The sequence below is a fragment of the Glutamicibacter bergerei genome (genome assembly GCF_054495185.1).
This window is the reverse complement of record NZ_CM137131.1, coordinates 3,531,344-3,553,979: the sequence shown is the minus strand read 5'-3', so window position 1 is coordinate 3,553,979 and position 22,636 is coordinate 3,531,344. Positions and strand designations below refer to the sequence as shown.

The window sequence follows — 22,636 nt, the reverse complement described above, 5'->3', positions numbered from 1 at the left end:
CAGGCCGACACAGCAACCTGATGAAAGAAGTGAGCACCCAGTTATGGCACAAGCCGCAGCAATGGCACACATTGCAGACCTGGCCGAGTACGTAGCGACCTCCCCTTCCAGCTTCCACGCGGTGGCTAGCGCCGCCAAACGCTTGGACGCGGAGGGATTCACCGCCTTGGATGAAAGCGCAGCATGGAATTTGAGCTCAGGCTCTTACTATGTTGTGCGAGATGGTGCGATCATCGCTTGGGTGCAACCCGAAGCCGCGACAGCAACCAGTGGGTTTCACATTTTTGGAGCCCATACCGACTCACCTGGCTTTAAACTTAAGCCAAAGCCGACAACCGGATCTAACGGTTGGTGGCAGGCAGGCGTCGAGGTATACGGCGGACCGCTGCTCAACTCCTGGTTAGACCGAGAACTAGTGCTCGCAGGCCGTCTGGTCTTGCGTGACGGATCGGTTCACCTGGCTCAGACCGAACCGCTGCTGCGTATTCCACAACTGGCTATTCACCTTGATCGTCAGGTTAACGACGGCCTGACCCTCGACAAGCAGACTCACACCAACCCAATCTTCGGAGCCGGTGATCTGGCTGATGCCGACATTTTGGGTATTTTGGCGGCCTCCGCTGGTGTTGATCCGACGCAGGTCGCAGGCTACGACGTGCTGACTGCCCCGGCCCAACGCGGAGAGGTCTTCGGCCATGGCAAGGACTTCTTTGCCAGCTCGCGGCTGGATAACCTCACCAGCGTGCACGCAGGGCTAATTGCCCTGACTAATCATTCGCGCACCCCATCGGGGCAGCGCATCGCGATGCTCGCGGCCTTTGACCACGAAGAAATCGGTTCGGCTTCACGCTCCGGTGCTAGTGGACCATTCTTGGAAGAGATCTTGGGACGAATCCAGGCATCCTTCGGTGCTAGTACGGAGGACAACGCTCGTGCGATGGCCGCCTCCGTATGCCTCTCGGCTGATGCTGGACACGCGGTACACCCGAACTATCCGGAACGTCACGATCCGGCTAACCGCCCACAGCTCAACGGCGGACCGTTGCTGAAGATCAACGCGAACCAACGATACGCAACCGACGCGGTAGGTGCTGCAGCTTTTGCGAACTGGTGCGAGAACGCAGGGGTTCCATACCAAGAATTTGTTTCGAACAACCAGGTTCCTTGTGGTTCAACCATCGGCCCGCTGACCGCTACCCGTTTGGGTATCCGTACGTTGGATGTCGGCGTCGCGTTGTTATCGATGCACTCGGCTCGCGAGATGTGCGGTGTGGATGATCCTTGGTACCTCTCCAAGGTATCCCGCGAGTTCTTCGGAGAATAAGCGTCACGAAAAGCCGAAAGGAGCCCAGAAGCTTTTGAACCTGGGCTCCTAAAGTTTCGGAACTTAAGACGACTAGCGGAACTACACGTACAAAAGTATTACTCGGCTTGTCGAAGTTCTGGATGGCATAATCGCTTGCATGTCGATCTTCAATCAGGACGTTCTCGTTTTTCAGCAGACTAAGAATATTTCGAAAAATGATTTTGCCATCTTAGATGGTTCCGGTGGGCAAGTTGCCCATGTTGAAACCGGAGGAAGTGCGCTCGGACGTATGTTTGCTGGCGCGCGGCAACTGACAGTATTTGACGGACCGGACAATCCGGTCGTTCAGGTCAAGGACACCATGACTATGGGTCGCGACCGTTTTGAAATTCTAGACGGGCAGAGCGTTCCGTTGGCGAGTCTGGTCAAGCGCGTTACTTTCTTCAAGACACGAGTCACCATTTCCATGCAGGGCGAAGAGCTGGATTTGCTCGGTAGCGTATGGGACTTTAATTTCCAGATCACCGGTTCCACCGGAGAGATGGCCAGCGTTACCCGTGAGTGGTCGGGGATGGGCAATGCGTTATTAGGTAAGTCCACCTACGCACTGCAGATCGCTTCCCATCTAAATGTTGGGCAACGTCAGGCGGTCATCGGATCGGTACTCGCTTTGGATCTAATCCGGGAGAAACAAAACCGTAGCTCGTAGAGTCACTCTCTGAGAACCAAGGAACATGCCTTCGAGGGCATATGTCTTTCTTGTCCGGTAAATAGACTGAAAACCCCGTAAAGTCAAAGGTGTCGGCTTGTTGTCGGGTGAGTGTCGGGGTCATGTCGTGGTGCTTACGTGTCTGCCGCCAGTAGTGTCACTTGCATGAATGAATCACGGATTGCAGAACTTCGCCGCGCTAAAGGTTGGACGCAAGAACGTCTGGCTACGGAAAGCGGCATCACTGTTAGAACTGTTCAGCGGCTCGAAGCCGGCAGCGATGCCAGCTTGGAAACAATCTCGCTGATCGCTAAGGCGTTGGACGTGCAGGTTGGTGAACTTTTTATCAGCGTGCAGACCCCACACTTCTCAGAAGCCGTCGACGGATTAGAAACTCGTACACGAGTTGATCAAGAGCGTCGAGATTCTGCCACCCAGGGAATAGTCCTAATCTTTCGAGGGCTGGGAATACTGGTCACTTTCGCAACCCTGATTCTCGCCACGGTTGGACAATTCGGCTGGTACATCTGGTTGCTCATACCTGTCTATTGGGGAGTGGGCCGGTTACTGCTCGAAGCGGTCTTCCGATTGCGCATAGATCCCAAATTTGATGCCAAATATCCGCTCTCCTCGGCAAATAGAAAACTTTTGGGATAGTTCTATTCAGGTATTCCTCGTGGCACATGTCGGATACCCACGAGTTTCCCACTTGTAGTTTTGCTTGCGGATGCCCGGTGATTACCTGCTGTTCACCGGGAACTGGTCTGATCAAAGAACATGAGTTCAGCACCGGCAAACATCAAAAATTTCAGGCCCGAAATTCAGGCACTACGCGCCTTAGCGGTCCTGCTGGTGGTTGCTTACCATTTAGAGCCAGGTGTGCTCCCAGGTGGGTATATCGGCGTGGATATCTTCTTCGTCATTTCCGGTTTTCTGATCACCTCACATTTACTGCGCGAAGCACAACGCACCGGAACGGTGAATCTTGCCTCGTTCTTTGCCGGCCGAGCACGCAGAATCTTGCCCGCCGCGATGCTGGTCATTGTTGTTGTGATTGTTGCCGGACTACTGATTCTGCCTAAGACTCTGTGGGGGACTCTGGGGATTCAAGCGCTCGCCTCCGCCTTTTCCGTGCAGAACTGGGTGCTCGCAGCTGATGCGGTTGATTATCTGGCCGCCGAAGAAGCCGCCGGTCCACTTCAGCATTTCTGGTCACTCGGAGTCGAAGAACAGTTTTACCTTTTCTGGCCATTGATAGTGCTCGTCGTCTGTGTGCTGGTTAAGCAAAATTTTCCGGGCCCACGAACTGACCGGTTTGCTTCCCGACGGCGGGTCATATTTCTCAGCTTTATGATTATCGCGCTGATCTCTTTGGGCTACTCGATCTACACGGGATACTCCGGTGATGCTGCCGGATATTTCATCACCACCACCCGCATCTGGGAGTTAGCCGTTGGCGGACTGCTCGCTGTACTGATGGATGCACACGCAAACGGATCTTTCACCCTTCCCCGATGGACCAGTTCGGCGGCTGTGCGAAATACTCTGGTGCTCATTTCCTTGGTCTCGATTCTGGGCGCTGCGCTGACCTATGATGCGCAGACGGTGTTCCCCGGAATTGCCGCAGCCCTACCGGTGCTCAGCTGTGTGGCAATTATTATTGCGGGCAATACTCGTGGGCTTGGTTCTTTGCACTTACTGGTTCAGTGGAAACCGGTGCAATGGATCGGCTTGGCTTCCTACTCGCTCTATCTCTGGCATTGGCCACTGATCGTCTTTGTCACCCATCTTCTGGGTCATGATCCAAACCCGATTCAAACGCTGGCCCTGTTGGCTGGGTCGTTGCTCTTGGCCTGGGCGAGTTTGAAGTTTGTTGAGTCGCCGGCACGGCAATTTATGCCGTTAGCCGGCTCGGCGAAGCTTTCGCTGGTTGCCGGTGCAGCAGCGGTTGCAGTAGTGGCAGGAACTGCACTCATACCTGGTATCGCGCAACGAGAAAGCATCGAAAAGGATCAGCAGGCAGTCGCCCAGCTAATCCAGGATCCACCGGCAGGTTTTGGTGCCGCTTCGGTGGGCTCCGGAGCTCCGGCATACCTTCCGGAGACCACGCAGATCATCCCGGTGCCTGCCACGGCCGAGGATGATCAACCGGATTTGGGTGAGTGTGTCCAGGATCCGCAATCAACGCAGATCAAAGAATGCGAATTCGGGAGCAAAAACGCCAGCTTCACGGTGGCGCTGGTCGGCGACTCCCACGCAGCTCACTGGTTCGAAGCGTTAGCCGAACATGCCAAAGAGCGGGGCTGGAAAGTTGTCACGTACTTGAAGAACTCTTGTCCGTTTAGCGCTACGGAACGCACCGCAGAACGCGACGGGGGCATCAACTGCGCCGAAGCCAACAAGCAGACTCTGGAGAGGCTTAAAAGCAGGGACGATATAAACGCGGTGGTTGCCGCGAACTGGGCCGGAGCCAGCTTTGTGGCAGACGCTGCGCAAGGTTATGCGCAGCAGTGGAGCAAACTAGAAGATGCCGGTTTGCCAGTGTATGCGGTGGTTGATACTCCGCGGCCGCCCAAGGATGAATATGCCCGTGATTGCGTGGAAGAACATTCGGCAGAGCCCGAGGCTTGCAGCTTCGATAAAGCGGTAGCTTTCGAATCGGGGGACGTCACCAAGCAGGCGGCGAAACACGAGCCCCGGGTGAAGGTCTTGGATTTCAGTGATCAATTTTGTATCGACGAGCGCTGTCCGTCGGTGATAGGCAATGTGCTGGTCTACCGGGATAAGCACCACATCTCCGATACCTACATGCGCACTCTGGCCACAGTGTTTGGGGAACGTCTTGAATCGGCGATGAATGCTCAATGAAATTCAGTGCATGATCTAGGACACCTAGGGTTCTGTCATTGCACTTATCTCGGGTAGGATTGGAAGGTCTGTGCTACTGCACGCCCGAAACTTGGGTGCCGCGGTGCATGGATAACGCAAGAACCTCCTGTTGCGGAAATGCCGCGACCGTTTAGCCCAAAGGAGGTGGGTTCACATGCGTGCTTATGAACTTATGGTCCTCATCGATCCAGAGGTCGATGACCGCACCGTAGAGCCAACTCTCGAGAAGTACCTCGAAGTTGTTCGCTCAAACGGTGGAACGATCGACAAGGTCGATATCTGGGGACGTCGCAAGATGTCTTACGAGATCCAGAAGAAGGCAGAAGCCATCTACATCGTGGTGAACTACACCGCGGATCCAGCTACTTCGTCCGAGCTTGAGCGTCTGCTCAAGATCAACGAGCTGATCCTGCGTCACAAGGTCACCCGTCCGGAAGAGGCTCGCGTTTAATTACGCTTGCACTTTCGTTGTACGACAAACGTTCATTCTGACTAAGGAGAGTCAATGGCAGGCGAGACTGTTATTACCGTTATCGGAAACCTGACCGCCGATCCGGAGCTGCGTTTCACGCCGTCCGGTTCAGCCGTAGCGAACTTCACGATCGCTTCGACTCCTCGCACCTTTGATCGCCAGTCCAATGAGTGGAAGGACGGGGAAGCCCTGTTCTTGCGCGCATCGGTATGGCGTGAGGCTGCAGAGAACGTTGCGGAGACCTTCACCAAGGGCATGCGAGTCATCGCCCAGGGTCGTCTGCGCTCACGTTCGTATGACACCAAGGAAGGCGAACGTCGCACCGTCATGGAGCTCGAGGTCGATGAAATCGGCCCGTCGCTCCGCTTTGCGTCCGCCAAGGTAACCCGTACCCAGCGCTCCGGCGGTGGCCAGGGCGGCTTTGGCAACAACGGTGGCGGTGGAGGATTCTCCAACGCTCCGCAGCAAAATGCCCCACAAGCACAGCCGCAGCAACAGCAGCAGCCACAGCAGGGCGGCGGATGGAATGCTCCATCCAACGACCCGTGGAGCACCGGCGGTAACAACGGCGGCGGTGGCGGCGGTGGCTGGGGCAACCCAGGCAGCGACGAACCACCTTTCTAAAAAACTATTTATTCACCATCCCGCAGATCTCTCTGCGGGCTCCAAACCTAAGGAGCTCCACGATGGCTAAGGCTGAAATCCGTAAGCCCAAACCAAAGTCCAATCCCTTGAAGGCCGCTGACATCACTGTCATCGACTACAAGGACGTAGCGTTGCTGCGCAAGTTCATTTCTGATCGCGGAAAGATCCGCGCTCGTCGCGTGACCGGCGTATCGGTTCAGGAACAGCGCAAGATCGCACAGGCTATCAAGAACGCACGTGAAGTAGCCCTGCTGCCTTACTCCGGCGCTGGCCGCGGCTAAGGAAGAGGGGATATAAAATGGCAAAGATCATTCTGACTCACGAAGTATCCGGTCTGGGTGCTGCAGGCGACATTGTTGAGGTAAAGAACGGCTACGCCCGTAACTACCTCCTTCCACGCGGGTTCGCACTCGTATGGACCAAGGGTGGCGAGAAGCAGGTTGAGTCCATCAAGGCTGCTCGCGCTGCTCGCGCCGTAGCAAACCTTGAGGATGCTCAGGCACTTGCTTCGAAGCTGAAGTCCCAGCCGGTGAAAATCACCATGAAGGCTGGCACCAACGGCCGCCTGTTCGGCACCGTGAAGACCGCAGACATTGCTGCTGCGGTTGAAGCTGCTGGCCTAGGCAAGATCGACAAGCGCAACGTTGAGGTCAACGACCACATCAAGTCGACTGGCAACTACACCGCAACCGTTCGCGTACACGAGGATGTTGTTGCAAACCTGAAGCTTCAGGTTGTTGCTGCAGCCAAGAAGTAAGTCTTTTTAGACTCACCTCTGTTCAAAGGGTGATGCATTCTCCGCAAGGGGAGTGCATCACCCTTTGACGTTTAACGACTCTTGCGCGAACGTGCGATAGCGCGTGAGAAATCAATGATGATCCCCAGCGCTACGAATCCGAATGCAGGTAGCCACGTGACTGCCCAATTACTCATGCTCCCGGCAGTTCGGTCGCGAAGGATAAGTTGCAGCAGTGGCCACAAGATTCCCAAGACCACTCCGATGATCATGAATGTTTGGTGGCCCTTGGGGGTAGCTTTCTTGGGAAAGGAATCCGCATATTCGTCGGGGCTTCCGAAGCTAGCTGTAGCTTCGTCGTAGTTGCTGCTCTCTGCTTCAACTTCGCGCACAATGTCACGAATGGTGGCGACGTCCAGATTCCGTAGTGAGAGATTAAAACGAAGCTCGGCGAGATAGTCTTTAGTGCTTTTCATCGTTTTCTCCTAGGTTATCTGGCGTAGCCAGGTTCGAACTTCTTGCAGAGTTGTTTGGCCTTGACTGGTGATCCTGAAGGTCTTGCGTGCTGGGCCGCGGTCGGTGATTTCCCATTCCGAGACGATATCTCCGGACTCTTCCATCACTCGCAACAATGGGTAGAGGGTGCCGCTTTTGATCCCTGTGAGACCATGTTCTTCGAGTTTGGATAGCAATGCATAGCCATGTGCTGGCTCATTCATTAGCTGATTCAAGATGATCACCGGTAGCGTTGAGCGCTTCACCTGATGAACTGTCTTATTCGCGTTCATGCCTTAAGTATGATTCATACATATTCAAGTTCCAATACTACTTTCGGATGACATCTGAGACTTTGCTCAAGTCACCTTTGCTTCCTAAAGCCCTGCGGAGAGGCGTAACCGCGCATTGGGTCATTGTTCATTCAAATGACCCCCGCCAAGGCCGTCACAATCATTGGGAAATGCGCCGGTCACACCTAATCTCAGAGATGAGAGTAGCTAGCTTTGAACAATGAAAGAACGGTGGAACACATGGGCTTTGCTTTTGCGGATCCGGATGTATTAACTGAGGCCCAGCGTGAGGCGGTTGCCGAACATCGACGTTCGGTGAAGATTGAGTCTCGCAAGCTCTCGCTGCGCGAAATGCGCGAGGACGCGCAGCTGAGCCAGGTGGAGCTTGCAACATCCCTGAAGCTCAGCGTAGACCGGGTTGCACGTATGGAAGCCGGGGATCTGGACCGCGTGCAGGTGGCAACACTTCGGCGATATGTTGAAGCGATGGGTGGCAGGCTTAAGGTAAAGGCCGTTGGTGAAGCAATTCACGTGGACCTTGGATAAGTAAACAAGGCGGGTCAAATTACTGCATATTAGCTGTCAAGGCCAGACCGGTCAGCGCAAATTGAAGACAGCTCGTCGCTAAAACTCTGAACTCTCGTGCAAAAGCCCTAGCCGCGGTGAAATCAACCGCAAATACCGGCTAAAGTGTTCCGGTGAGATGTGGGTTACTGATCTGCATCACAAGGAAGTTTAGAAGGGGTTATTTTGCACGAGCGTATTCACCACCGGGCCTTTGTCGATCGTTTGATGAGTGCCGAACAGGCAGCAACTTTTATCAAACCCGGAATGACGGTGGCCATGAGTGGCTTCACCGGTGCGGGATACCCGAAAGCGGTTCCTGGCGCCTTGGCCGCGCAGATGGAAAGTCAGCACGCTCAGGGACAAGACTTCAAGATCAACGTGCTGACCGGCGCCTCGACCGCACCGGAGCTCGATGGTGTGCTCGCCAAGGCCGAGGGCATGAACCTGCGCCTGCCTTATATGTCTGACCCTGAGCTACGCCGGCGAATCAACGACGGCAACATGGAGTACATGGACATTCACCTGTCCCACGTCGCTCAGCACGCCTGGTTCGGCTTCTACGGCAAGATCGATGTAGCTATCGTCGAGGTGGTCGGCGTGACCGCAGAAGGCGATCTGATCCCTTCCAGCTCGGTTGGCAACAATAAGACTTGGCTGGAAATGGCAGACCAGATCATCATCGAGGTCAACACCCAGCAGTCGGCCGCGATGGATGGCATGCACGACATCTACTACGGCACCGCGCTGCCTCCACACCGCAAGCCAATTAACCTGACTACGGTACGTGACCGCATCGGCCAGAAGTACATGGATATCGATGTCACCAAGGTGGTGGCGGTCGTAGAAACTGATGCGCCAGACCGTCTGAGCCCTTTCGCTCCGGTAGACGAGACCAGTACCCAGATCGCAGATCACCTACTTGATTTCTTGGACTATGAGATCCGCCAGGGAAGACTGACCGAGAAGCTACTGCCATTGCAGTCCGGCGTAGGCAATATTGCCAACGCCGTACTAGCCGGACTGGCTCGTGGCGGATACGAGGGCCTAACCGCCTACACGGAGGTCATCCAAGACGGGATGTTGGAGCTGATCAAGGACGGCACCATCGAGTTTGCCTCCGCCACCAGCTTCTCGCTGTCTGCCGATGGTATCGACGAGTTCAACAAGCACGTGGATCACTACCGTGAGCGGATCTTGCTTCGTGCTCAGGAGATTTCCAATCACCCGGAAATCATTCGCCGGTTGGGCTGCATTGCGCTCAACGGCATGATTGAGGCGGATATCTACGGCAACGTCAACTCCACTAACGTGCTCGGATCCCATGTGATGAACGGTATTGGCGGCTCGGGTGACTTTGCCCGTAACGGTTACCTGTCGGTGTTCATGTCCCCCTCAGTGGCTAAGGGTGGCAAGATCTCCGGTATCGTGCCAATGGCCAGCCACGTGGACCACACCGAACATGACACGATGATCCTGATTACCGAGCAGGGCCTAGCTGATCTGCGTGGACTTTCACCTAAGCAGCGCGCCCAGCTGATCATCGACAAGTGCGCACACCCCGAATACCGTCCGATGTTGCAGGACTACTTCGACCGCGCACGTAAAGAAAGCTACGGCAAGCACACCCCACACCTGTTGGGTGAGGCGCTTGCCATGCATCAGCGCTTCTTCGAGACCGGTGATATGCGCTTAGCTAAGTAGCTCAAGATCGCTTTAGGCTGGACCCTGACTCTTTTGAATCAAGGTCCAGCCTTCGCTTTAACTATCTCTTATTTAGATTCGCGAAGGTAAAATCCCTGAGTCTGGTTGTTGTACATGCGCACTTCGTTCAAGTGGCCGGTCGGCACGTTCGGGTTCGCAGGATCTGCAATTTTGGTTCCCGGTGCATAGAACATGGCTAACGGTGCATCGGAGTAGTTCAACGTCGTAAAACCGTTGTTGACCCAGAAGTTGAGAACTGCAACGTCGCCGTTTGCATGGGTGACCTGAGGATACTTAATTTCTAAGCAGCCAGGGGAATGCTCGGCGGTGACATCATCACCTGGACACCACGTTCCGTAGACCAGTGAGAGATCCAAGATTCCTCGGTCTGTCGCAGCCAAATCTTCTATGGACTCGGCGACTAACTGCTTACCGTTCCAAGCTAAGGTCGCCTTAATCTGTCCGCTGGGAGCTGCGGCCGGCTCGGTGGTCAAAAGTTCCCGGTCAGCGATGACCAATTTCTTGCCGTCGACTTTCAAAGAGCTGGGAATCCCGCGTGCCCCGCCGTTGACATCACCCACCTGGAACGGCTTACCCAGCGGGGCGATGCCCTGCGCTGTGCTCTGAAAAAGCTGGATGTGTGCTGGCCACGCTACGCCGCCCTTGTCGCAGTAGAACGCCGTGACCAATTCTTTCACCCCGTCGCCGGTGAGGTCAGCGGCTACGGTGAGCTTCGAGTCTGCAAGGGTTGGAGCGCTCGCGTTGGGGTATTCCGGATGTTTTGCAGGCAGCGCTCCGTCGACGAGTTTTCCCGCTGGGAAGCCACACATCGACGGAATCTTTGCGGATTTGAGCATTTGCGGGGTTAGATCTGCAAGGGGTGCGGGAGACGAGGGGGCCAGTTTCGACTCGTGGGCTGATGGACTAGATGGTTCCGTGGTCGTTGGAGGTACGGTGCACGAGACCATTGCCAAGGCAGCGATGACGCCAAGAACAGCCGGAATTATTTTTCGCTGTGGCACGGTAGTTTCCTAAGCAAGAAGTGATTATCTGGTATTTATCTCCGAGCTTATAGTGAATTACTACTTGTGGGAGCGTCCATTTTGAGTATGACGCCAAACTTCGAGATTTGTGAGCCGCTGCCTGACGTTCTTAATGATGCAGGCTAGGACGATAAATTAATTCTTGGATACTCCCATCAAGCAACCTTGAATCCACAAGTTCAAGGTCAAAATCCTCGACGCCGGCGAAGATTGGATCCTGACCCGTGAGCCCAGTCAGTGCAGGGAAGATGGTTAGCTGAATAAAATCAACCAGCCCCGCTGCCATAAGTGCCCTATTCATAGACAAAGACCCGTGCGAACGCAGGGGGACCGTGGATTCAGCTTTTAACCGCGGCACCACCGCTAGCGCGTCAGCACGCTCTAGCGAGGCATCGGGCCAGTCCAAGACACCGGTCAGCGTATTAGAAATGACGGTGGCGGGTTGTTTATGCATCGCCTCGCCCCACGGGTCATCAACATCCGAATATTTGTCGGCCTGCGCACAAAACTGTGAGAACAGCTTGAAGGTGTTGGAGCCGAAAACCATATGACAGGGGGATGCATACTGCTCTAAACGGCGGGCTAGAAGTTCGGGGCCTTGTTTGCCCCAGTAACCACCCCAATTTCCCGAGGCGCCGCCAAATCCGTCGAGGCTCGAAAACACGTCAAAGGTATATGTCGCAGGCATGAGAACTCCCGGTGTAATGAGCTAAGTGCAACTCACCTTACGCCTGCCCGGGCCTGCCCGGAACCCTGAAGTGAAGGCCGGTCCACGGTCATTTAGTTTCGCTCAACCCTTGAGCGCGCAGGACATTCTTTTGTACCTTGCCGGTGGAGGTACGTGGCAGATCCTGTGGGAAAACGATGGTTCGTGGAACCTTATATCCGGCAAGTTTTTCCCGAGCAAAACCGATCAAGGTCTCCTCATCTAGGGTGGACCCGCTGGCTCGGATGACGTAGGCGATCGGACGCTCTCCCCACTTCTCATCAGGCACCCCCACGACTGCCAAGTCCAACACTTCCGGGTGAGAAGCCAACGCCTGTTCCACCTCAATGGTGGAGATGTTCTCGCCGCCAGAAATGATAATGTCCTTCGCCCGGTCGCGTACCTGGATATAGCCGTCGGGATGCATCACCCCAAGATCCCCGGTGTGGAACCAGCCGCCGGCAAATGCCTGTTCTGTGGCCGCTTCGTCACGGTAGTAGCCAATCATGACGTTGTTTCCGCGCAAAACAATCTCACCCATGGTCTGTCCATCGGCGGGAACATCGCCCATATTCTCGTCAACTATCCGGGCGCTTTCTGCGGTCAGCATGCCCACGCCCTGGCGGGAGAGCAGGGATGCACGCTCATCTTCGCCCAGCTGATTCCACTCGTCTTGGTATTCACAGATCGTGTAGGGACCATAGACCTCAGTCAGGCCGTACACGTGGACTACCTCGATACCCAATTTTTGGAGCTTGGCGATAATTGCTGGCGAAGGTGGTGCGCCCGCGGTGGTGATGCGCAGTGGTGCCTGGAGCGGGTGAGCGCGCGGCGCATCGGCAATGATCGAGCAGACCGTGGGAGCCCCGCAGAGGTGTGTTGCGCCAAGTTCTTCAATGCCATCCCAGACTGCATCTTCGCGGACACCACGCAGGCAAAGGTGGGTGCCGCCGGCTGCGGTGACCGCCCAGGGTGTGCACCACCCATTGCAGTGGAACATTGGCAGTGTCCAGAGGTAGCGGGTTTGGGTGGTGAATCCCTGGTGGTGCGCCTCGGAGAGCGAGTTCAGGTAGCTGCCGCGATGCGAGTAGAGCACTCCCTTGGGTTTCCCCGTGGTGCCCGAGGTGTAGTTCAAGGCGATGGGTGCGCGCTCATCTGCCACCTCGTAGGCCAGCGGTTCCGCCGTCGAGACAGTATCAAGCAGCTCCTCTAGCGTCCCGTCCACCGCAACCTCGGGGCGTTGGCCGGTGTACTGGTCGTCGGTGATCTCAATCAGTGCTTCGAGGCTCAGAATCTCGGCACGCAAGGTTGAAGTATTAGCCAACAGCTCGGTGTCGGCAAAAAGTATCTTCGCCTCGGAGTGATCCATGATGTAGCGCAGCTCGTGGGCGGTGAGTCGCGTATTTAAAGCGATCAGCACGCCTCCTGCCAGTGGTACCGCGTAGTGCGCCATCAGCATTTCTGGAGTATTGGGGGCCAACACGGCTACCCGGTCACCTGGGTTAATACGCGTCCTGATGGCCTGCGCAAAGCGTTGCACACGGGACTCAAATTGTGCGTAGCTGTAATTTCGTGAGCCGTGAATGATCGCGGTCTTGGATGGATAAACCTCGGCCGAACGCTGTAGGAAACGCAGAGGGGTGAGTTCCGAATGGTTTGCCTGAGTCATGACCATGTGCGCGACATCCTTCGATTCATCGTTGTGGTTTACTTCAATTTGCAGATGTGAGCTGAAGCACTTCCATCTAATATCGTGGCATGAACCGCAGGGTCAAACAAAGAAACGCAGTCTCATTGCGTCGAGTGGGCGAAATTCAGCGGTCAGTGACTATGTCACTGACTAAACTTTGCGGGAAAAATACCGAGAATCTTGTCATCAGATTCCTGCGCGGTACCGCGGCCATCGGTGTTATTGGTCAATACCCAAAGCTCTCCGGCAGCAGTGACCGCTGCGTCCCGAAACCTTCCGTAGCTGCCGGTGAAGGCTTCGGTGGAATCACTCGGTGAGTTCAAATCGATGATTCGCAACCGTTCACCACGCAAGTTAGCCACATAAAGTACGTCCTGGTGAATGCTCATGCCACTAGGGCTCGCAGACTCAGTGCTCCATTGCTGGAGCGGGTCAACGTAGTCAGCATTATTGGCGATACCTTCGGTGACCGGCCACCCGTAGTTAGCACCCGCTCTGATCAGGTTCAGCTCGTCCCAGCGGTTTTGCCCAAACTCGCTGGCGTACATGGTTCCATCGCTAGCCCAGGCGAGTCCCTGCGGATTACGATGACCGAAGCTAAACACCGGAGAATCGGGAAAAGGATTATCTTCCGGAACTTCACCGTTGATGGTTAGTCGCAAGATCTTTCCGCCGAAGCTGTCTAGGTCTTGGGCCAAAGATTCATTTCCGGCATCACCAACGGTTGCGTAGAGCATCAAATCTGGTCCGATGGCCAACCGTCCGCCATTGTGGATCGTTGCCGAAGGTAGCCCTGAAATAAGCGTTTGTGGATTTGTGAGGCTCAGATTTCCAGCCTCTCCAGTTACCTCAAAGCGCTGGATTCGATTCCCATCGGCGGCGGTCGAATAGGCGAACAGGTATGGCCGTTGATAAGCCAGCCCGAGCAGTCCACCCTCACCACCATGAACTACGTCGTTGAGTTTGCTAACTTGCCGCTGATTTCCTTCCGTGTCTATTTCCAATATTCGTCCAGAATCACGTTCTGAAACCAAGAGCGTACTCTCCGCGAAAACCATTGACCAGGGAGCATTTAGCTCATCGGCAACGATGCGGGGTTCGGCTGTTTGTGATGCAGAACCACTGTTGGAGACGTTGACTGGTGGTGCTGATGGCTGCGCAGTGCAGGCCGTTATGGAAACAGCGCAGGCCAGGGCAATACCGAGGTAAGCAGTGGTTTTACCGATGGCTACTGGTCCGGGACGCATGGGATCAGGCTAGCAACTTTGGTTTAATGCGCAAGGGAGTATTGGGATAAGTCTGAGCAGCGCTAAAAATGAATAATTTTCTGATTTGCCAACAAAAAATGGGTGCTCATCGAATTTCAGCTCGAATATTTCGATTTGCGAAGCGATTTGTTTGACGGTTACGCACGTTGCCCAATATCGTTTAATCAGAATCATGAGCGTCAGCAAAAGCCCTGGCTAGCTGGCCGGCAACCCTCTATACGGTAGCGGGGTGCTCCAGGTGAGGATTCGGTGTCGTGCAACACCGCACGATACAAGTACCGCACATCGAGGCGTAAAACCTTCGACGGCGGGCCAAAGTAAGCAGTAGGTGCTTTTGTCCTGTCGCCGACCGTCGCCGTACCGATGTGTATGAAGTAAAGGAAGCAAAGCATGTCTTTGAATCAAGAGCTTGACGCGCTGACGTTACGCAAAGTTTTCGCGCAGCACCCATCCGGAGTTGCCGCGCTTTGCGCCGATATCGACGGTGAGAAGACGGGAATTGTTGCCTCCTCGTTCACCGTGGGGGTCTCACTGGAACCCGCGTTAGTGATGTTTGCGGTGCAGAAAACCTCAAATACCTGGCCAAAGTTGCGCGGTGCTAACCGCATAGGTGTCTCAGTGCTCAGTGAGCGCAATGAAGGAGTCTGCGGGCAGATCGCATCGAAGAAGGGCGATCGGTTCCTCGGTATTAATACACACAGTAGCGCCGATGGTTCATTGTTCATTGAGGACTCCACACTATGGCTCGACACCTCAATTTATAGTGAGGTAGAAGCGGGAGATCACTGGGTGGTACTGCTAGAAGTTCATGGCCATAAGCTGGCCGAGCATCTTCCATCGATCTTCCATGATTCACGATTTCACTCGTTACCGGTCCCGGAATTCGTCTAAATAGCTTTTTCGCGCCGCCGGCCTCTTGATCAAGAGGCCGGCGGCGCGATGCTGTTTAAGCAGTAGGTCTCGAGTTGATGCCGGGACTCCGTGCGTCACAAGTCGACGCGGGCGACTTTGAGCTTAATTGTGGATTACTTCGCCCAAAGTTACGACTCAGTAGCTTATAGTCGCTGTGACTACCGACTTCTAAGACTGTTGATTATCCACAAAACTGTCCACATGCATGTGGACAGTGCGTGGATAAGTTCCATCATAAGGCGAAATACACCGTAATTCCGGACTTTATCCTGTGGATAACGTAAGTTGAGAAGATTGTCTCTACAAAGAAATAAACTTTCTATCCACAGGCGTCAAAATATATTTATACTAGTCAACTCATAGTTCAATGAGTTTAAGTGTGGTAATCCACAAGCTTCTCCCCAAGTCACGCACAGGGTCATCCACAGCGAGAGCATGCTTATCCACAGATCTTGTGGATAACCGAGTTTACGGCTATAGATAAGAGACCTAGTGTTGGCTTTGGGACTGATATATCCACAGGTACCGCTGACGCTATAGCGTCGGTCGGCAGTGACATGCTTGAGCGTTGCCATCGGGGCACAAGGGTATTTCCCAGAGGTTCAATAGGGGATGGAAGTGTCTGTTATGAGTGCGGAACCGGTCTACGAAAGTCAGGGTTCTGAGGCGGGTCGTACCCCGCCGCAGGATATTCCTGCCGAAATGTCGGTTCTCGGCGGCATGATGCTGTCTAAAGATGCCATCGCCGACGTGGTTGAGGTGTTGCGTGGAACAGATTTTTATCGTCCAGCCCACGAGTCAATCTTCGATGCAATTATCGATCTCTACGGTCGTGGTGAACCTGCCGATGCAGTGACCGTCTCGGATCTGCTCACCAAGCGCAGCGAAATCGCCCGCGTCGGTGGAGCTGCCTATCTGCACAATCTCATCCAACAGGTACCAACGGCCGCAAACGCCGGCTACTACGCTGAGATTGTCCGTGAGCGGGCGGTGCTTCGCCGTCTGGTGGATGCCGGAACACGTATCGTGCAGATGGGTTACTCGCCAGATGGCGAAGTTGACGCCATCGTGAATGAAGCCCAGGCTGAGGTCTACAAGGTTGCCGAAAACCGAAATAGTGAAGACTACGTACGCCTCTCGGACATCATCGAAGGAACAGTTGATGAAATCGAGAACGCCGCCAATGCCGGCGACGGAATTACCGGTGTGCCTACCGGATTCTACGAATTCGACGAGCTGACCCAAGGTTTGAAGGGCGGACAGATGATTATCATCGCGGCCCGTCCGGCAGTGGGTAAATCAACCTTTGCTCTGGATTTCGCCCGCTCGGCGGCCATTAAGAACAATATGGCTACCGTCTTCTTCTCCTTGGAAATGGGCCGCAATGAAATTGCGATGCGACTGCTCTCGGCGGAAGCGTCCATTCAGCTCCAGGACCTGCGTAAGGGTTCGGTAGAAGACGCGCAGTGGACCAAGATTGCCACCACCATGGGACGGCTGAACGAAGCGCCACTATTCATCGACGATTCGCCGAATATGTCCATGATGGAAATTCGTGCGAAATGCCGCCGGCTCAAGCAACGCAATGAGCTGCGCATGATCATCCTGGACTACCTCCAGCTGATGAGCTCCGGTAAGCGCGTGGAATCGCGTCAGCAGGAAGTCTCTGAGTTCTCACGTAACCTCAAGCTGCTGGCCAAGGAGCTAGACGTTCCGCTGGTTGCCCTGTCGCAGCTGAACCGTGGTTCCGAGCAACGTACCGACAAGAAGCCAATGATTTCGGACCTTCGTGAATCGGGTTCGATCGAGCAGGACGCCGACATGGTCATCTTGCTGCACCGTGATGACGTGTATGACAAGGAAAATCGTCCGGGTGAAGCCGACGTGATCATCGCTAAGCACCGTGCAGGTCCTACCAAGACCATCACCGTGGCCTTCCAAGGCCACTACTCGCGCTTCAGCAACATGCAAAACGATGGCTAAGAATTTGCCTTGAACCAAAGCAAAAATGTTGGGCTCGAGAAATCATGTAGATTTCTCGAGCCCAACATTTTAAGTTAGTAGCTAGCCTTCGCACGGATTGGGCAGGCTAGAAAAGGCTGAGTACCCCGCTGGAAAGAATTCCCGTGGCACCAACCATCACTGCAAGAGAAACCGCGGTGATTTTGACCATGCGGCGACGTGTATCTTCGTTAAGCATGCCTTCAGCTTACAAAGCAAAGCTGAATAAACACTAACCAAAGATGCCGAATCAGCGAGCATGGCATTCGATGAAAGAATGACGGTATGCCTTCGTCACCCACCCCACCCGCAAAAACTTCGGGTATCGAGTCGATCTACGACGCCAAATATTTAGCCACCACAGTGGGAATGTTTGTTTTAGTGTTCCTGGTGGCCTTTGAATCGATGGCTGTGACCACCGTGATGCCACTGGTTAGCGAATTATTAGACGGGCAACGCTACTTTGCGCTGGCCTTTGCCGCTCCCATGGCTAGTGCCATGCTTGGCATGGTTGCCGCCGGTGAAATATCGGATCGACGTGGTCCTAAAATCCCGCTCTATGCCTCGGTGAGTGTCTTTGTTATCGGCTTGTTGATCTGCGGGACGGCGAACACCATGCAGGTGTTGATTCTTGGAAGGATCTTGCAGGGGATTGGCGGGGGCGCAATTACTGTGGCCATCTATGTGTTGATCGCCAGAGCTTACCCAGCAATTCTCCATACAAAAATCTTTGCACTCTTCGCCACCGCGTGGGTGATCCCAGCTTTGGTTGGCCCGTGGATCGCGGGGCTCATTGCCACCTATATCCACTGGCGCGCGGTATTCCTTGGCGTTCTAGTATTTATTGCACTGGCCTTTATCGCTATCGTCCCCACCTTGCACCGGATGTCCACAGAACGTGATCCAAGCCTGGGACCGGTATCAACCAAACGCCTACTATTGGCAGCGCTCACCGGCGCACTGGTCATCGTGATGAACCTGCTTGGCAATGCCGGTACCGGTTGGTCTTTAGCCGGTCTGCTGGCCGCGCTGTTACTCGCACTGGTAGCCATCAGGCCCTTGCTTCCGCGTGGAACTTTTACCGTACGTCGCGGGCTGCCGGCCACAATAATGACCCGAACGCTTGTAGCTGGCGCATTTTTCGGGGCGGAAATTTATCTTCCTTATATGCTCCGCGAAGACTACTTCTTAGCGCCAGACCGCGCCGGGCTAGTCCTCACGGCGTCTGCTTTGATGTGGTCACTAGGCTCCTGGCTGCAAGGCAGAGTCGGGGACCGGCTCAGTAACGCGGCGTGTATTTCGATTGGTGGTGTAGCCGGTGTTATCGCAATATCCACTGCGTTGTGCGCGGCGTTGTTCCATCCGCCCGTGGTGCTACTTGTCGCCGGATGGGCGGTTGGCGGGTTCGGCATGGGCATGATCTTCCCCCGGCAAAACGTGAACATGTTTGCCCTGTCATCTAAGGCAGAACAAGGCTTTAACTCCTCGGCCATGACCTTGGCGGACTCGCTGGGCAACGCTTCGGTGACCGCGCTGGGTGGTGTCATCTTCGCAATGGCCGCTATCGGATTTGGCTTCGTCGCGGTCTTCGCGTTCTCGCTGCTCCTGATCCTTGTGCTGCTGATCATCGCCCCGCGCACCAAAGCCAACGCCGCGGTAAGTGTCTAGTTATGCTGGTCAAATGGCTACCAAATTACCAGTGATCGGGGCACCTGCAACCCGGGCATTAGAAAAAGCCGGTATCACCAGCCTCGAACAGGCAGGGGATACCGGCATCAAAGCACTAGCAGCACTTCACGGGGTGGGGCCCAAAGCCCTGAAGATTCTTAGTGAAGCGATCGCCCAGCGCGGACTAAAAATGAAGAGCTAAGCACTTGGCAGAACCTTTAAATGCTCGTCCGTGGTTGCCGCTAGGTGCTCTTGGAATTCAGGATGTTTGGCAATATAGGCTTTGACGTAAGGGCAGACCGCGACAATTTTTGCCCCGCCGGAGATCGTGTTGTCCAACGCGAATTTCACCATCACGCTGGCTAGTCCTTGGCCGCCGTATTGCTCGTCGACTACCGTGTGGAAGAAGATCCGCTCGACACCGTCCACACCCTGAAAATCACGGTAGTGTGCGGCTCCGATCAACTTTCCGTTGTCGTCCAAGGCATAACGATTGCGATCCGGAAGATATGCCGGGGTAATCTCACTCATGGTGATTCAACTTTCTACGAGGGGTTCACGCGGGGACGTAGTCGGACGGCGGGTAAGGCCGGAGCAGGTAATGCCGCCGGAGTATTCGCTGGGAAAGGCCCAAACCGGTCTTCTGAAGCATCTCCCGGTTCGGCACCAATTTCAGCCTGATATTGCGCACGGAACGCAAGGACCTCTTCATGCGTGCGGCCCACGAAGTTCCACCACATGAGGATGTCTTCGCCTAGCGGCTCCCCACCAATGAGCAGTGCACGCAATGGCTCGTCGCCTGCCTTAATCCGCAGAATGGTGCAGCCGGCCCGGACAAATCCGAGTTCACGGTGTTCCAGCTGATTCCCATTGAGCGTTGCTTGGCCCTGATCAATGAGCAACCCGTGTTCGTGATTGGCTGGCACGAGGATGCCGACTTCGGCTCCGGCTTCTAGATGCAGTTCGGCGCCACTGAGTTCGGTATGTGTTTTCACCGGTGAGGTAGAGGTTTGATCGCCGATGGCGAGGGTGCCTAGGAATACGTTGAGCATCCAACCAGTCCCGTTCATCGGTTCTGGACGGTAGTTCTCAAAGGTCGGTTCCATATTGCGTACTCGGTCCGGCAGTGCAGTCCATAGCTGCGCTCCGTGCAAGATGGTGGATTCATCGCACAAAAACTCCGAATGCGTGATGCCGTAACCGGCGGTCATCAAGTTCACTTCACCGGGACGTACTATCGCCTGATTCCCCGCAGAATCGATGTGCTCGATTTCTCCGCTGAATAACCACGAAACCGTCTGCAGCCCAGTGTGTGGATGGCGCGGAACGCTCATGCCACCGGTGAGCGAAACATCATCCGGACCGTAATGATCGAGGAAACACCACGCGCCAATCAAGCTCCGCTGACGCTGGGGAAGAGTACGGAATACGGTCATAGCTCGCGGACCACCCAAGGGAACTGGGCGAGGCTCGAGGGTCTGTACCTCTAAATGCGCATCAAGATTACTGCAGTCAATTTCCGCAGGGGCCGGTTCGAGGTTGCTCATAGGCTAAGACTAGGCAGGTTGTTTCATTCGTGCCACCCATAATGCGGTGGTTCCCGCCCAAGCCGCCACCGCAATCCAAATAAGTATTTGTCCCAAGACAAAGAGCGCGGTGAAGTCCGGAATGGACCCCAGTGAAAGGCAAGCTGTCGACAGCATGCCCAAGGGAAACACAATGGCCCATAATCCGGTCTCGTAGCTCACCGGATGTCGATGCATTACATGGCGCCAGATCCCAAAAATTATCAGCAGCGGGATGAACCACAATCCGATAGACAACAACGCCAACGTGGTGAACGCGATGTTTGCCTGTAGCCATTGCGGAATTTCACCACTATTTGCTAAGCCTAAAAGCTGCGAACCGGTCAGCACGCTGATTGCCGTGGCACCCATGAAGATCCAATAAGTGGGGGAGAGCGTTTCGGCTCGATTCGGGTAGCGAATCATGCGCACCGTCACCAGTGTCGCGGTCAGCAAGTAAAGCGAGCAGCCCAACAACCAGATACCTAAGGACAGCATCGGTGTCCAGGATCCGAGGTAGGTGTGGTGTGCCAGGCCGCCTGCCACCGACTGTGTAGCAACAACCCAGAGGAACCACGAGCCGTTGGCAAGTGTCAGGGCAGGCTCGGGACGTTCATGCAGCACTAATCCTGCAGGAATGGCATAGGTGCCCGCCACCCACAGAAGCGCACCAAAAATCATGGCCGTGAGTGCGGCGCCTGGCATATTCAAAACTGCCAAAACTAAGGCTAGGACGTTGGCGGCCGCCACGACGGTGAAGAACCCAAAACCAACCGCAGGGTTCAAGATATCTAACAGCATTGCGGCTGGGTGCCGCACCGCACGTAGTGTCAGCACCCCCAGCAATCCGAGGAACATGACGAAGGCGAGCAACGAAAATACCTGTCCCAATGCGATAAACCCAGACAGAACCAAACCCAAACCAATGATGCCGGTGGCCATGACGCTGGAAAAAACTGAGGGAGCAAGAGCGGTAACCCAATGTGAGAAGCGCGGCCGTATGCCATCCAGTTTTTGGTTCACCTGTTGCTCCTCGTATTCTTCGGTCTCGAATTTGAGGGTAGCGCGAGCGGGGCTTGGTATCCAAGCCGCGTCTCAGGTTGCTGGCGTACGATCTTAAGGAAGGTACCGGGATGAGCTCAAGGAGAACTAAACATCGTGGACACTACCAATCTTCGTCGTGATGATCTGCTTAAGCTTGAACGACAATTATGTTTCGGGTTAGCGGTCGCCTCACGCGCGGTGATTTCAGCCTATAAGCCCGTGCTTGACCCGATGGGTCTGACCCACCCGCAGTATTTAGTCATGCTGGCCTTATGGGAGCACGGCCCGATTGGCGCTCGTGAACTAAGCGAGAAGTTGCATTTGGATCCAGGAACCCTCACTCCGTTGGTGAAACGGCTTGAAAAAGCCGGGTTGCTTGAACGTCGCAAGAATCCTCGGGACGAACGCGCAATCCTGATTGAAATTACGGCGCAGGGCAACGCATTGCGTGAGCACGCACTGGATGTTCCTAGCCAGATGATGCAGCGACTGAACCTCAGTGAAGAAAAGGTTGTTGAGCTGTGTGAGATTCTGGGCTCGGTAGCGAACGCAGGAATTTCTGCGCCGAGGGAATGACCTAAAATATAGTTGGTGCACCAACTAATAGCGTAGACTGGAAGTACTGACGTAGCCCGCCCAGGCGCACCGACAAACATGAGGTTTACACCATGGACGAGTCACCACTACCCATCATCAGAGATATCACCGGACTAAGCCTTCGGTACCGCGCCCTTTGGCGTCTGAAGTTTCTAGGCCTGAGCATCTTTGGCCCGGCTGAACGCTCGGTAGCCACCAGTCCGCGCGAACGCATCAAATGGGATCGGGCCATGATGGTGTTGCGCGCACATCAGGCCGCCGGAACACAGCCTGATGAACAGACTATTTACACCACTAACCGCATGGAATCGCGTCGCCCCAAACAGTAG

The 22,636-nt window shown here is 54.9% G+C and carries 25 protein-coding genes and 1 riboswitch; of the genes, 16 read left to right on the top strand and 9 right to left on the bottom strand.

Going from position 1 to position 22,636, the window contains the following annotated elements:
* Nucleotides 1-43 precede the first annotated feature (43 nt).
* The 8 genes from ACX5K5_RS16395 (at nt 44) to rplI (ending at nt 6,778) form a co-directional block, all read left to right on the top strand.
* Complete coding sequence (locus ACX5K5_RS16395) at nt 44-1,324, top strand: M18 family aminopeptidase (RefSeq protein ID WP_459174834.1); 1,281 nt, start codon at nt 44-46, stop codon at nt 1,322-1,324.
* 139 nt (nt 1,325-1,463) lie between these two features.
* Complete coding sequence (locus ACX5K5_RS16390) at nt 1,464-2,015, top strand: LURP-one-related/scramblase family protein (RefSeq protein ID WP_096255141.1); 552 nt, start codon at nt 1,464-1,466, stop codon at nt 2,013-2,015.
* Nucleotides 2,016-2,180: 165 nt separating this feature from the next.
* Entirely contained in the window at nt 2,181-2,672 is a 492-nt protein-coding gene (locus tag ACX5K5_RS16385) for a type II toxin-antitoxin system RelB family anti-toxin (RefSeq protein WP_096255143.1), read from the top strand.
* A gap of 120 nt (nt 2,673-2,792) precedes the next feature.
* Complete coding sequence (locus ACX5K5_RS16380) at nt 2,793-4,883, top strand: acyltransferase family protein (RefSeq protein WP_459174833.1); 2,091 nt, start codon at nt 2,793-2,795, stop codon at nt 4,881-4,883.
* Nucleotides 4,884-5,058: 175 nt separating this feature from the next.
* The gene (gene rpsF / locus ACX5K5_RS16375) at nt 5,059-5,355 is read left to right on the top strand and encodes a 30S ribosomal protein S6 (RefSeq protein WP_096255147.1); all 297 of its coding nucleotides are present in this window, start codon (nt 5,059-5,061) and stop codon (nt 5,353-5,355) included.
* A 54-nt stretch (nt 5,356-5,409) separates the two neighbouring features.
* Entirely contained in the window at nt 5,410-6,000 is a 591-nt protein-coding gene (locus ACX5K5_RS16370) for a single-stranded DNA-binding protein (protein ID WP_105676539.1), read from the top strand.
* Nucleotides 6,001-6,062: 62 nt separating this feature from the next.
* Entirely contained in the window at nt 6,063-6,302 is a 240-nt protein-coding gene (rpsR, locus tag ACX5K5_RS16365; protein WP_026820365.1) for a 30S ribosomal protein S18, read from the top strand.
* A gap of 17 nt (nt 6,303-6,319) precedes the next feature.
* Nucleotides 6,320-6,778 carry a 50S ribosomal protein L9 gene (gene rplI / locus ACX5K5_RS16360; protein ID WP_096255151.1) on the top strand — a complete coding sequence of 153 codons (459 nt, stop codon included), beginning with the start codon at nt 6,320-6,322 and terminating at the stop codon, nt 6,776-6,778.
* A 71-nt stretch (nt 6,779-6,849) separates the two neighbouring features.
* Here the strand turns inward: rplI and ACX5K5_RS16355 are convergent, their stop codons facing one another.
* Nucleotides 6,850-7,233: a hypothetical protein gene (locus ACX5K5_RS16355; protein ID WP_096255153.1), complete on the bottom strand. Its 384-nt coding sequence runs from the start codon at nt 7,231-7,233 to the stop codon at nt 6,850-6,852.
* Between the two features lie 9 nt (nt 7,234-7,242).
* Nucleotides 7,243-7,545, bottom strand: coding sequence for a PadR family transcriptional regulator (locus ACX5K5_RS16350; RefSeq protein WP_096255155.1), 303 nt, complete (start codon nt 7,543-7,545; stop codon nt 7,243-7,245).
* 213 nt (nt 7,546-7,758) lie between these two features.
* On the opposite strand from ACX5K5_RS16350, the gene ACX5K5_RS16345 reads away from it, so the two are divergent.
* Both ACX5K5_RS16345 and ACX5K5_RS16340 read left to right on the top strand, forming a co-directional pair.
* Complete coding sequence (locus ACX5K5_RS16345; RefSeq protein ID WP_141392897.1) at nt 7,759-8,091, top strand: type II toxin-antitoxin system RelB family anti-toxin; 333 nt, start codon at nt 7,759-7,761, stop codon at nt 8,089-8,091.
* Between the two features lie 204 nt (nt 8,092-8,295).
* Complete coding sequence (locus ACX5K5_RS16340; protein ID WP_443438775.1) at nt 8,296-9,813, top strand: succinyl-CoA:acetate CoA-transferase ScpC; 1,518 nt, start codon at nt 8,296-8,298, stop codon at nt 9,811-9,813.
* A 68-nt stretch (nt 9,814-9,881) separates the two neighbouring features.
* On the opposite strand, the gene ACX5K5_RS16335 is transcribed toward ACX5K5_RS16340, so the two are convergent.
* The 4 genes from ACX5K5_RS16335 to ACX5K5_RS16320 form a co-directional block, all read right to left on the bottom strand.
* On the bottom strand, nt 9,882-10,835 hold the full coding sequence (locus tag ACX5K5_RS16335) for a hypothetical protein (RefSeq protein ID WP_459174832.1): 954 nt from the start codon (nt 10,833-10,835) through the stop codon (nt 9,882-9,884).
* A gap of 130 nt (nt 10,836-10,965) precedes the next feature.
* On the bottom strand, nt 10,966-11,544 hold the full coding sequence (locus tag ACX5K5_RS16330) for a dihydrofolate reductase family protein (RefSeq protein ID WP_459174831.1): 579 nt from the start codon (nt 11,542-11,544) through the stop codon (nt 10,966-10,968).
* An 88-nt stretch (nt 11,545-11,632) separates the two neighbouring features.
* Nucleotides 11,633-13,237 carry an acyl--CoA ligase family protein gene (locus tag ACX5K5_RS16325; RefSeq protein WP_459174830.1) on the bottom strand — a complete coding sequence of 535 codons (1,605 nt, stop codon included), beginning with the start codon at nt 13,235-13,237 and terminating at the stop codon, nt 11,633-11,635.
* Nucleotides 13,238-13,395: 158 nt separating this feature from the next.
* The gene (locus tag ACX5K5_RS16320) at nt 13,396-14,499 is read right to left on the bottom strand and encodes a PQQ-dependent sugar dehydrogenase (RefSeq protein ID WP_459174829.1); all 1,104 of its coding nucleotides are present in this window, start codon (nt 14,497-14,499) and stop codon (nt 13,396-13,398) included.
* Between the two features lie 189 nt (nt 14,500-14,688).
* Nucleotides 14,689-14,804: riboswitch (SAM riboswitch) on the top strand.
* Nucleotides 14,805-14,910: 106 nt separating this feature from the next.
* On the opposite strand from ACX5K5_RS16320, the gene ACX5K5_RS16315 reads away from it, so the two are divergent.
* From ACX5K5_RS16315 to ACX5K5_RS16300, 4 genes are all read left to right on the top strand, one after another.
* Complete coding sequence (locus ACX5K5_RS16315) at nt 14,911-15,411, top strand: flavin reductase family protein (protein WP_096255163.1); 501 nt, start codon at nt 14,911-14,913, stop codon at nt 15,409-15,411.
* A 648-nt stretch (nt 15,412-16,059) separates the two neighbouring features.
* Nucleotides 16,060-17,415, top strand: a complete 1,356-nt coding sequence (gene dnaB, locus ACX5K5_RS16310; protein WP_096255165.1) for a replicative DNA helicase — start codon at nt 16,060-16,062, stop codon at nt 17,413-17,415.
* 303 nt (nt 17,416-17,718) lie between these two features.
* The gene (locus ACX5K5_RS16305; RefSeq protein WP_188683854.1) at nt 17,719-19,101 is read left to right on the top strand and encodes an MFS transporter; all 1,383 of its coding nucleotides are present in this window, start codon (nt 17,719-17,721) and stop codon (nt 19,099-19,101) included.
* Between the two features lie 13 nt (nt 19,102-19,114).
* Nucleotides 19,115-19,303 (top strand): helix-hairpin-helix domain-containing protein, encoded by a 189-nt coding sequence (locus tag ACX5K5_RS16300; RefSeq protein WP_096255169.1) that lies wholly within the window; start codon nt 19,115-19,117, stop codon nt 19,301-19,303.
* On the opposite strand, the gene ACX5K5_RS16295 is transcribed toward ACX5K5_RS16300, so the two are convergent.
* The 3 genes from ACX5K5_RS16295 to ACX5K5_RS16285 are packed head-to-tail and all read right to left on the bottom strand — an operon-like array spanning nt 19,300 to nt 21,689.
* Nucleotides 19,300-19,632: a GNAT family N-acetyltransferase gene (locus tag ACX5K5_RS16295; RefSeq protein WP_443443008.1), complete on the bottom strand. Its 333-nt coding sequence runs from the start codon at nt 19,630-19,632 to the stop codon at nt 19,300-19,302. The genes ACX5K5_RS16300 and ACX5K5_RS16295 overlap by 4 nt on opposite strands.
* Before the next feature lie 14 nt (nt 19,633-19,646).
* Nucleotides 19,647-20,648, bottom strand: coding sequence for a pirin family protein (locus tag ACX5K5_RS16290; protein WP_459174828.1), 1,002 nt, complete (start codon nt 20,646-20,648; stop codon nt 19,647-19,649).
* A gap of 9 nt (nt 20,649-20,657) precedes the next feature.
* Nucleotides 20,658-21,689, bottom strand: coding sequence for a tellurite resistance/C4-dicarboxylate transporter family protein (locus ACX5K5_RS16285; RefSeq protein ID WP_459174827.1), 1,032 nt, complete (start codon nt 21,687-21,689; stop codon nt 20,658-20,660).
* A 135-nt stretch (nt 21,690-21,824) separates the two neighbouring features.
* Here ACX5K5_RS16285 and ACX5K5_RS16280 point away from each other — a divergent pair, with 135 nt between their 5' ends.
* On the top strand, nt 21,825-22,286 hold the full coding sequence (locus ACX5K5_RS16280) for a MarR family winged helix-turn-helix transcriptional regulator (protein ID WP_459174826.1): 462 nt from the start codon (nt 21,825-21,827) through the stop codon (nt 22,284-22,286).
* 92 nt (nt 22,287-22,378) lie between these two features.
* Nucleotides 22,379-22,636: a hypothetical protein gene (locus ACX5K5_RS16275; RefSeq protein WP_096255179.1), complete on the top strand. Its 258-nt coding sequence runs from the start codon at nt 22,379-22,381 to the stop codon at nt 22,634-22,636.